At 72.8% G+C, this 8,743-nt stretch carries 9 protein-coding genes and 3 tRNA genes; 9 read left to right on the top strand and 3 right to left on the bottom strand.

Annotated features, from left to right (window positions below; genetic code table 11):
• Positions 1 to 210: 210 nt before the first annotated feature.
• The gene (locus tag ACFCX4_RS31775; RefSeq protein WP_376150116.1) at positions 211 to 1,506 is read right to left on the bottom strand and encodes a hydrolase; all 1,296 of its coding nucleotides are present in this window, start codon (positions 1,504 to 1,506) and stop codon (positions 211 to 213) included.
• 256 nt (positions 1,507 to 1,762) lie between these two features.
• Here ACFCX4_RS31775 and ACFCX4_RS31770 point away from each other — a divergent pair.
• The 6 genes from ACFCX4_RS31770 to ACFCX4_RS31745 all read left to right on the top strand — a co-directional run bounded on the left by ACFCX4_RS31770 (position 1,763) and on the right by ACFCX4_RS31745 (position 4,303).
• Positions 1,763 to 1,835: transfer RNA gene (locus ACFCX4_RS31770), tRNA-Thr, on the top strand.
• A 43-nt stretch (positions 1,836 to 1,878) separates the two neighbouring features.
• Positions 1,879 to 1,951: transfer RNA gene (locus ACFCX4_RS31765), tRNA-Met, on the top strand.
• 84 nt (positions 1,952 to 2,035) lie between these two features.
• The gene (gene rpmG / locus ACFCX4_RS31760; RefSeq protein WP_006604855.1) at positions 2,036 to 2,200 is read left to right on the top strand and encodes a 50S ribosomal protein L33; all 165 of its coding nucleotides are present in this window, start codon (positions 2,036 to 2,038) and stop codon (positions 2,198 to 2,200) included.
• Between the two features lie 118 nt (positions 2,201 to 2,318).
• Positions 2,319 to 2,780 carry a MaoC family dehydratase N-terminal domain-containing protein gene (locus tag ACFCX4_RS31755; protein WP_376150113.1) on the top strand — a complete coding sequence of 154 codons (462 nt, stop codon included), beginning with the start codon at positions 2,319 to 2,321 and terminating at the stop codon, positions 2,778 to 2,780.
• 5 nt (positions 2,781 to 2,785) lie between these two features.
• On the top strand, positions 2,786 to 3,208 hold the full coding sequence (locus tag ACFCX4_RS31750; RefSeq protein WP_376150121.1) for a MaoC family dehydratase: 423 nt from the start codon (positions 2,786 to 2,788) through the stop codon (positions 3,206 to 3,208).
• 51 nt (positions 3,209 to 3,259) lie between these two features.
• Positions 3,260 to 4,303, top strand: a complete 1,044-nt coding sequence (locus ACFCX4_RS31745) for a UDP-N-acetylmuramate dehydrogenase (RefSeq protein WP_376150118.1) — start codon at positions 3,260 to 3,262, stop codon at positions 4,301 to 4,303.
• Positions 4,304 to 4,380: 77 nt separating this feature from the next.
• Here ACFCX4_RS31745 and ACFCX4_RS31740 read toward each other — a convergent pair whose 3' ends face one another.
• Together ACFCX4_RS31740 and ACFCX4_RS31735 are read right to left on the bottom strand one after the other, a co-directional pair.
• Positions 4,381 to 5,409: an adenosine deaminase gene (locus ACFCX4_RS31740; protein ID WP_376150110.1), complete on the bottom strand. Its 1,029-nt coding sequence runs from the start codon at positions 5,407 to 5,409 to the stop codon at positions 4,381 to 4,383.
• Positions 5,410 to 5,545: 136 nt separating this feature from the next.
• Entirely contained in the window at positions 5,546 to 6,793 is a 1,248-nt protein-coding gene (locus ACFCX4_RS31735) for a pyridoxal phosphate-dependent aminotransferase (RefSeq protein WP_376150107.1), read from the bottom strand.
• A gap of 258 nt (positions 6,794 to 7,051) precedes the next feature.
• On the opposite strand from ACFCX4_RS31735, the gene ACFCX4_RS31730 reads away from it, so the two are divergent.
• The 3 genes from ACFCX4_RS31730 to nusG all read left to right on the top strand — a co-directional run bounded on the left by ACFCX4_RS31730 (position 7,052) and on the right by nusG (position 8,699).
• Positions 7,052 to 7,124, top strand: a tRNA-Trp gene (locus ACFCX4_RS31730).
• A gap of 147 nt (positions 7,125 to 7,271) precedes the next feature.
• Positions 7,272 to 7,610, top strand: a complete 339-nt coding sequence (gene secE, locus ACFCX4_RS31725) for a preprotein translocase subunit SecE (protein WP_376150104.1) — start codon at positions 7,272 to 7,274, stop codon at positions 7,608 to 7,610.
• Between the two features lie 210 nt (positions 7,611 to 7,820).
• Complete coding sequence (gene nusG / locus ACFCX4_RS31720) at positions 7,821 to 8,699, top strand: transcription termination/antitermination protein NusG (RefSeq protein ID WP_376150101.1); 879 nt, start codon at positions 7,821 to 7,823, stop codon at positions 8,697 to 8,699.
• The last annotated feature ends 44 nt before the right edge of the window (positions 8,700 to 8,743 follow it).

The raw sequence follows: 8,743 nt of genomic DNA, 5'->3' as shown, positions 1-8,743 counted from the left end.
GGGGGGGTGCTGGGGGGTGGGGCGTGGTGTCCTCCGAGGCGCCCCCGCCACTGGGGGGCCCCCCCGGCGCCCCTGCGCCGCGCCGGGGGCCCGGGGGGGGGGGGGGGGGGGCGGCGCCGCCCCCCCACGCCCCGATCACCCGTCCGGCCCCGTCCGCCGACGCATCCGGCGACGCCGACGCGTCCGGCGAGCGCCCGGTGACGGCTGCGCCTACCGGGACGGCTCGCCGTCCGGCCGCCCGCCGTCCGTGCCGTCCGCCTGCCGGGGCAGTGCCAGGGCCACCGTGTCGGCGAACTCCCGCACCGCGCTGGTCCGGCTGACCACCCGTCCGCTGTGCACCACCAGCCTGCTGTGCCCGCCCGCCAGCGCCCCGGCCAGGGAGTCCCCGCGCACCGCCAGCAGCTCGGCCGGGAAACCGGCGTCCACCCGGACCGGTGCCAGCCCCAGTGCCAGCCGCGCCTGGTTGGACACCGCGTCGTACGCGGCGTCCGGGTCCAGGACGCCGCCGGCCGCCAGCAGGTACGCGGCCTCCAGCGGATCGGCCCGGCCGACCGGATTGGCACCGTCGCGCAGCGAGCCGCTGCCGGCCACCAGCGGTACCCGGGCCTTCACCAGCTCGCGCAGCAGCGCCGGGCGCACCCCGGCCGGCAGGCCCTCCAGCCCCGCGCAGCCGCCGTTCTGCGGCAGGCAGACCACCCGGACCCCGCTGGTGGCCAGCACCGTCGAGGCGCCCGGTACGAGCGCGCCGCACGGTCCGAGCAGCACCCGGGGCCGCAGCGGCGCCAGCGCCCCGGCCAGCCGGGCCAGCTGGACCGGGTCGGCGGCCGTGGTGTGCAGGTCCACCGCGCAGTCCGCCTCCCGGGCGGCCTCCAGCAGCAGCTGGACGTAGCCCGCCGGGTCCGGGTCGAGCTCGGGGCAGCCGCCGGCCGCCGTGGCGCCGAGCTTGAGCGCCTCCCGCAGCTGGGCCCGGCCGTCCGCGCCGGCCCGGCCGGTGAGCAGCCGGGGCATCGCGACGGCCTGCAGGTCGGCCAGGCCGCGCAGCGCCTGCTGGGCGGTGAGGACCGCCTCCAGCCGGCGCAGTCCGTGCACGTCGCCGATCCGGACGTGGGTGCGCTGGGCGGTCGCGCCGTAGCCGAGCGAGGTCAGCGCGGCCTCGGTGACCCGCCGGGTGAGGTCGGTCGGGGTCTCCGGCGGCGGCGCGGGCAGCGCGGCGGAGAAGGCGACGTCGTAGTGCGCGTGCGCCTCGGCCGGGGCCGGCAGCAGCAGGTAGCCCCGCAGGTCGATCCGGGCGCCGGTGGTGACGGTGGGGCCGCCGGGCACCGCGGGCAGCGGGCCGAGTCCGCCGGCGGTGCCGACGGCCTGGATCCGGTCGCCGCTGATCCGCACGTCCACCACCCGGCCGTCGGCCAGTCTGGCCCCGGTGAGCAGGAGGACGGGTCCGTGCCCGAGCGGGTTGGCCGCCGGTCCGGGTCCGTGGTGCGGCCCGTCGGCGGCTGCGCTGTCCATCGCCCGGCTCCTTCTCGCGTCTTCTCGCGTCCTCGCGTCCGGTCCCTGCCCGCGTCAATGAGCGCCGAGCCTACGGGGGGCGGGGCCGGGGCGCCGGGAGGCGGGCAATAGTCGTATCGGGTCGGGCCGCGCCCCCGGGGCCCGGTCGAACGCCAGGCCTTCGATCGTTCGCCCGTGCGCGCCGCGGACCTGCGGACTTCGCCGCGGGATACGGATTTCACCTCTGGGCGCGGAACGTGTAATCTCTTCCTCGTTCGCCCCTATAGCTCAGTCGGTAGAGCGTCTCCATGGTAAGGAGAAGGTCTGCGGTTCGATTCCGCATGGGGGCTCTGGTGAGAGGGAGTCGGCTTCGGCTGTGCTCAGGATCACCGTGGCGGTGTAGCTCAGTTGGTAGAGCAAGCGGCTCATAATCGCTGTGTCACCGGTTCAAGTCCGGTCACCGCTACCCCGCGTAGTCGGTCGGGAGATCGCACTCCCGGTCGGCTACTCTTGTCTGTGTTCTTATTCATTGTCCAAGGAAGGCACTCCCGTGGCTGCCACCGATGTCCGCCCGAAGATCACGCTGGCCTGCGTGGAGTGCAAGGAGCGGAACTACATCACCAAGAAGAACCGGCGTAACGACCCGGACCGTCTTGAGATGAAGAAGCACTGCCCCCGCTGCAACTCGCACACCGCGCACCGCGAGACCCGCTGACCCTGACTCAGGGCACCGGGCCTGTGTGAACCAGGTCGCCGACTCCGGGCCGCATCCCTCACTGGGTTGCGGTCCGGAGTTCTTTTCGTTTGTCCACCGCGTTTCCGAGGAGCTGCCGATGGCACTCGACCCCTCCTTCATCGGGCGGACCTACCCGCCCACCGAGCCGTACGAGGTCGGCCGGGAGAAGATCCGCGAGTTCGCCGCCGCCGTGGGTGACGCCAATCCCGCGTACACGGACCCGGAGGCGGCCGAGGCGCTCGGCCACCCCGACGTGATCGCCCCGCCGACCTTCCCGATCCTGCTCAGCATGCGGGCCTCCGCCCAGGTCGTGCAGGACCCGGAGCTGGGCCTCGACTACAGCCGGGTGGTGCACGGCGACCAGAAGTTCGCCTACACCCGCCCGGTCCGGGCCGGCGACCGGCTGACCGTCGTGGTCACCGTCGACAACATCAAGTCACTGGCCGGCAACGACGTGCTCACCGTGCGCGGCGAGATCTCGGACGGGTCCGGCGAGCACGTGGTGACGTCCGTCATGACCCTGGTGGCCCGGGCCGCCGACGAGAAGACGGGGGAGTGAGCCCGATGACGGTCCGCTACGACGAGGTCGAGGCCGGCACCGAGCTGCCGGCGCAGTCCTTCCCCGTGACCCGCGCCACCCTGGTGCAGTACGCGGGCGCCTCCGGCGACTTCAACCCGATCCACTGGAACGAGAGGTTCGCCCTGGAGGTCGGCCTGCCCGACGTCATCGCGCACGGCATGTTCACCATGGCCGAGGCGATCCGGGTGGTCACCGACTGGGTCGGCGACCCGGCCGCGGTGGTCGAGTACGGCGTCCGCTTCACCCGCCCGGTGCCGGTGCCCAACGACGGGACCGGCTCGGTGATCGAGGTCACCGGCAAGGTCGCCAAGCTGCTCGACGACCGCCGGGTCCAGGTCGACCTGGTGGCGACCTACGGCGGTCAGAAGGTGCTCGGCATGTCCCGAGCGGTCGTCCGGCTGGCCTGAGCCGGGAGGGCGTACGGGGTCCCCCGGGGTCCCCGTACGCTGGGGGGCGTGCTGGAAGAACTCGACGCCCCCCTCGCCCCGCTGACCACCCTGCGGCTCGGCGGCCCGGCCCGCCGCCTGGTGACCGCGCACACCGACGACGAGGTGATCGCCGCCGTCCGTGCCGCGGACGCGGCGGGGGAGCCGCTGCTGGTGATCGGCGGCGGCTCCAACCTGGTGATCGGCGACGTCGGCTTCCCCGGCACCGTGCTGCGGATCGCCACCACCGGCTTCGCCCTCGACGGCACCGCGCTGGAGCTGGCGGCCGGCGAGGTGTGGGCGGACGCGGTGGCCCGCACCGTGGACGCGGGTCTGGCCGGCGTCGAGTTCCTGGCCGGCATCCCCGGTTCGGCCGGCGCCACCCCCGTGCAGAACGTCGGGGCGTACGGCCAGGAGGTGGCGCAGACGATCACCGAGGTGGTCGCCTACGACCGCCGCACCGGCGGGACGCTCACCCTCACGAACGAGGAGTGCGCCTTCTCCTACCGGCACAGCCGCTTCAAGGCCGAGCCGGACCGCTACGTCGTGCTGCGGGTGCGCTTCGCGCTGGAGGACGCCGCCGGGCGCTCCACCCCGGTCCGCTACGCCGAGGTCGCCAAGCACTTCGGGGTCGCCCAGGACGAGCGGGTCGGTCTGCGCGAGGCGCACGCGGCCGTGCTCGGCCTGCGGGCCGGCAAGGGCATGGTGCTGGACGCGGCGGACCACGACACCTGGTCCGCGGGCTCCTTCTTCACCAACCCGGTGCTGAGCCCCGAGCAGTACGCCGCCTTCCTGGCGGTGGCCGCCGGCCGGGAGCTGACCGCCCCCGCCTACCCGGCGCCGGACGGGCACACCAAGACCTCCGCCGCCTGGCTGATCGACCGGGCCGGCTTCGGCAAGGGCTACGGCAGCGGGCCGGCGACCCTCTCGACCAAGCACACCCTGGCGCTCACCAACCGCGGCGCCGCCACCACCGAGGACCTCCTCGCCCTGGCCCGGGAGATCCGCGACGGCGTGCGGGCGGCCTTCGGGGTGGAGCTGGTCAACGAGCCGGTGATGGTCGGCGTCACCCTCTAGGGCGCACGTCGGGGTGCACGTCCCCGGCTTCCCGTCCCGGCACCTGATCCCCGGCACCGGACCCCCGGCGCCGGGGATCAGGCCGTCAGCCAGCTGTCGACGTCCGCCAGCAGTTCCTTCTTGACGCTGTCGGGCGCGCAGGAGCCGCGGACCGACTGCCGGGCCAGCTCGGCCAGCTCCTGGTCGGAGAAGCCCAGCACGTCGCGGGCCAGGCCGTACTGGTCGGCGAGCCGGGTGCCGAACAGCAGCGGGTCGTCGGCGCCGAGCGCCAGCGGGACCCCCGCGTCGAAGAGCCGCCGCAGCGGGACGTCCCCGGGGTGCTCGTAGACGCCGAGCGAGACGTTGGAGGACGGGCAGACCTCGCAGGTGATCTGACGGTCGGCCAGCCGCTGCATCAGCCGCTCGTCCTCGGCGGCCCGGACGCCGTGGCCGATCCGGCCGGCGCCGAGGTCGTCCAGGCAGTCCCGGACCGACTCCGGTCCGGCCAGCTCGCCGCCGTGCGGGGCGGCCAGCAGCCCGCCCTTGCGGGCGATGTCGAAGGCCCGGTCGAAGTCGCGGGCCAGACCGCGCCGCTCGTCGTTGGAGAGGCCGAAGCCGACGACGCCCCGGTCGGTGTACCGGACGGCGAGCCGGGCCAGCGTCCGGGCGTCCATCGGGGACTTCATCCGGTTCGCGGCCACCAGGACCCGGATGCCGACCCCGGTGGCCGCGGCCGCGTCCTCCACCGCGTCCAGGATCAGCTCCAGGGCGGGGATCAGCCCGCCGAGCCGGGGCGCGTAGGAGGTCGGGTCGACCTGGATCTCCAGCCAGCGGGAGCCGTCCCGCCGCTCGTCCTCGGCGGTCTCCCGGACCAGGCGGCGGATGTCGTCCTCGTCGCGCAGGCAGGAGCGGGCGGTGTCGTAGAGGCGCTGGAAGCGGAACCAGCCGCGTTCGTCGGTGGCCCGCAGTTTGGGCGGCTCGCCGGAGCTGAGCGCCTCCGGCAGGCGGACGCCGTGCTTGTCGGCCAGTTCCAGCAGGGTGGCGGGGCGCATCGAGCCGGTGAAGTGCAGGTGCAGGTGGGCCTTCGGGAGGTCCCTGACGTCTCGCGGGTTCAGCAGGCGTTCCATTCACGAATCCTGCCGCATCGGGGGGTGCTACGGGAACCGCCCTCCTTCCGTCCCCCGAAGGGGTGGAAGGAGGGCGGTCCGGGCGCACGGGGTTGACGCCTCCCCGGGGCCCGCCGGCCCGGAGCGGGGCGCCGGATCAGTCGCGGGCCTCGGCCAGCAGCTGCTGGATCCGGCCGACGCCCTCGGCGAGGTCGGCGTCGCCCAGCGCGTAGGAGAGCCGCAGGTAGCCGGGGGTGCCGAAGGCCTCGCCGGGGACGACCGCGACCTCGGCCTCGTCGAGGATCAGCGCGGCCAGCTCGCCGGAGGTCTGCGGCCGCCGGCCGCGGATCTCCTTGCCCAGCAGGCCCTTGACCGACGGGTACACGTAGAACGCGCCCTCGGGCTCGGGGCAGACCACGCCGTCGATCTCGTTGAGCATCTTCACGATGGTGCGGCGGCGCCGGTCGAAGGCGGCGCGCATCTCGTGGACGGCCGAGAGGTCGCCGGCGACGGCGGCGACGGCGGCGCGCTGGGCCACGTTGGAGACGTTCGAGGTGGCGTGCGACTGCAGGTTGGTCGCGGCCTTGACGACGTCCTTGGGGCCGATCACCCAGCCCACCCGCCAGCCGGTCATCGCGTAGGTCTTGGCCACGCCGTTGACCACGATGGTCTTGTCGGCCAGCTCGGGCAGCAGGGCCGGCAGCGAGGTGAACTCGGCGTCGCCGTAGACCAGGTGCTCGTAGATCTCGTCGGTGAGCACCCACAGCCCGTGCTCCAGCGCCCAGCGGCCGATCGCCTCGGCCTCGGCCCGGGTGTACACCGCGCCGGTCGGGTTGGACGGCGAGACGAAGAGGACCACCTTGGTGTTCTCGGTGCGGGCGGCCTCCAGCTGCTCGACCGAGACCTTGTAGCCGGTGGTCTCGTCGGTCACGACCTCGACCGGGACGCCGCCGGCGAGCTGGATCGACTCGGGGTAGGTGGTCCAGTACGGGGCCGGCACGATGACCTCGTCGCCCGGGTCGAGGATCGCCGCGAACGCCTCGTAGATCGCCTGCTTGCCGCCGTTGGTCACCAGCACCTGGGAGGCGTCCACCGCGTAGCCGGAGTCGCGCAGCGTCTTGGCCGCGATCGCCTCCTTGAGCTCCGGCAGGCCGCCGGCCGGGGTGTAGCGGTGGTTCTTCGGGTCGCGGCAGGCCTCGACGGCGGTCTCGACGATGTAGTCCGGGGTGGGGAAGTCCGGCTCGCCGGCACCGAAGCCGATGACCGGCCGGCCGGCCGCCTTGAGGGCCTTGGCCTTGGCGTCCACGGCGAGGGTGGCGGACTCGGCGATCGCGCCGATCCGGGCGGAGACCCGGCGGTCGGCGGGGCGGACGGAACTGTCGGGCTGCGGGGTGGAAGCGCTCATGCCTGCATCGTCCCAGACCGCACACGGGCCGGGCACGGCGGTTTCACCATGTGTACGGGGAGGTCCGCATGGCGGCCCGGCACGGCCCGGATCACGGCCGGAAAAGAAGAGGTTCGACCAAACACCCCCTGACCCCGTACACTCACTGATCAACGGCCACCGAACGAACCGGAGCCTCCGCCGCCGTACAGAACCTGTACGGGGATCGGCGGAAGATGCGGTAGGTTGATGGTCGCTACTGGGGCCGCGAGGTTCCGTAGGGCAATAGCTCAATTGGTAGAGCACCGGTCTCCAAAACCGGCGGTTGGGGGTTCAAGTCCCTCTTGCCCTGCTGCTTGAACCGTTATCAGCCCGTTCGCTCAACAGAGCGAGCGGGCTTGATGCGGAGAGGGCACCGATCAGCACCGCTAGCCGACCGCTCGTGCCCGCTCGGGCACGCAGGTGACGCTCGGCAGGACCCGGATTCAGGTGAGGACGAGTGACGGAGACCACGGGCTCCACCGCAACGCCTGAGAGCGGCAACCCCGAGGGGGCCGACGGCGCTGCCGAGAGCACGCCTGCGGACGGCGACTCGCAGTCGCGCCGCAAGCGTTCCGGCGACAAGAAGTCCGGCAAGCGCGGCAAGAAGGGCCCCTTCGCCCGGCTCGCGCTCTTCTACCGGCAGATCATCGCGGAACTGCGCAAGGTCGTCTGGCCCAGCCGCAACCAGCTGATGAGCTACACGAGCGTCGTCGTCGTGTTCGTCGTGATCGTGATGGCCTTCGTGGCCGGCCTCGACTACGGCTTCTCCAAGGCGAGCCTCTGGATCTTCGGCTGACAGAGCCGTCACACCTGTGAATTCACCTCCCGACCCGGGCCGGTCCTCGGCCCGGGTCGAGCTGTCTGCGTCGGAGGGACGAGGCCGCTACCGTTGACTCGGTACTGTTGAAGTCTCCGAGGCGAACTTCCGGCGACCGCGTGAACGGAGCGGAGCCGGTTCGTCGCGGAGCGCGCCACCTTCACCATCTCCAGGAAAGAAGCAGCCACCGTGTCTGAGTCCCCCCTGTACGACGCCGACGAGACCGTCCGCGAGGCGGATGTCGCCGCCGAGGACGCGGCCGAGCTGGCTGACGACGTGGAGTCCGACGAGCAGCAGATCGTGGACGCCGTCGACGCCGACGAGGACGAGGCCGAGGCGCACGACGAGGCCGAGGCCGGGGAGTCGGCCGAGGAGGCCGCGCTGCACGTGGAGTCCGGCGGGGAGAGCGACGACGAGGCCGCCGCCGAGGAGGCGGAGGACGAGGCCGAGGAGGCCGTCGAGGTCGACCCGGTCGCCAAGTTCCGCGAGGACCTGCGCTTCATGCCGGGCGAGTGGTACGTGATCCACACCTACGCCGGCTACGAGAACCGGGTGAAGCAGAACCTGGAGCAGCGCGCGGTCTCCCTCAACGTCGAGGAGTACATCTTCCAGGCCGAGGTGCCGCAGGAGGAGGTCGTCCAGATCAAGAACGGCGACCGCAAGACCATCCGCCAGAACAAGCTCCCCGGCTACGTCCTGGTCCGCATGGACCTCACCCCGGAGTCCTGGGGCGTCGTGCGCAACACCCCCGGCGTCACCGGCTTCGTCGGCAACGCCTACGACCCGTACCCGCTGACGCTGGACGAGGTCGTCAAGATGCTCGCCCCCGACGTGGAGCGCCAGGCGGCCAAGGAGGCCGGCAAGCCCTCGCCGGTCAAGCCCAGCGAGATCCAGGTGCTCGACTTCGAGGTCGGCGACTCGGTCACCGTCACCGACGGCCCGTTCGCGACCCTGCAGGCGACCATCAACGAGATCAACCCCGACTCGAAGAAGGTCAAGGGCCTGGTCGAGATCTTCGGCCGGGAGACCCCGGTCGAGCTCTCCTTCGACCAGATCCAGAAGAACTAGTCCCGCGGTCGTCGGATCCGGGGGGGGGGCGGGGGGCCCCCCCC

It is taken from the genome of Kitasatospora sp. NPDC056327, assembly GCF_042261735.1.
In the GTDB taxonomy this organism is placed as follows: domain Bacteria; phylum Actinomycetota; class Actinomycetes; order Streptomycetales; family Streptomycetaceae; genus Kitasatospora.
The sequence above is the reverse complement of the archived record's forward strand: the minus strand, read 5'-3'. Positions and strand labels throughout refer to the sequence as shown.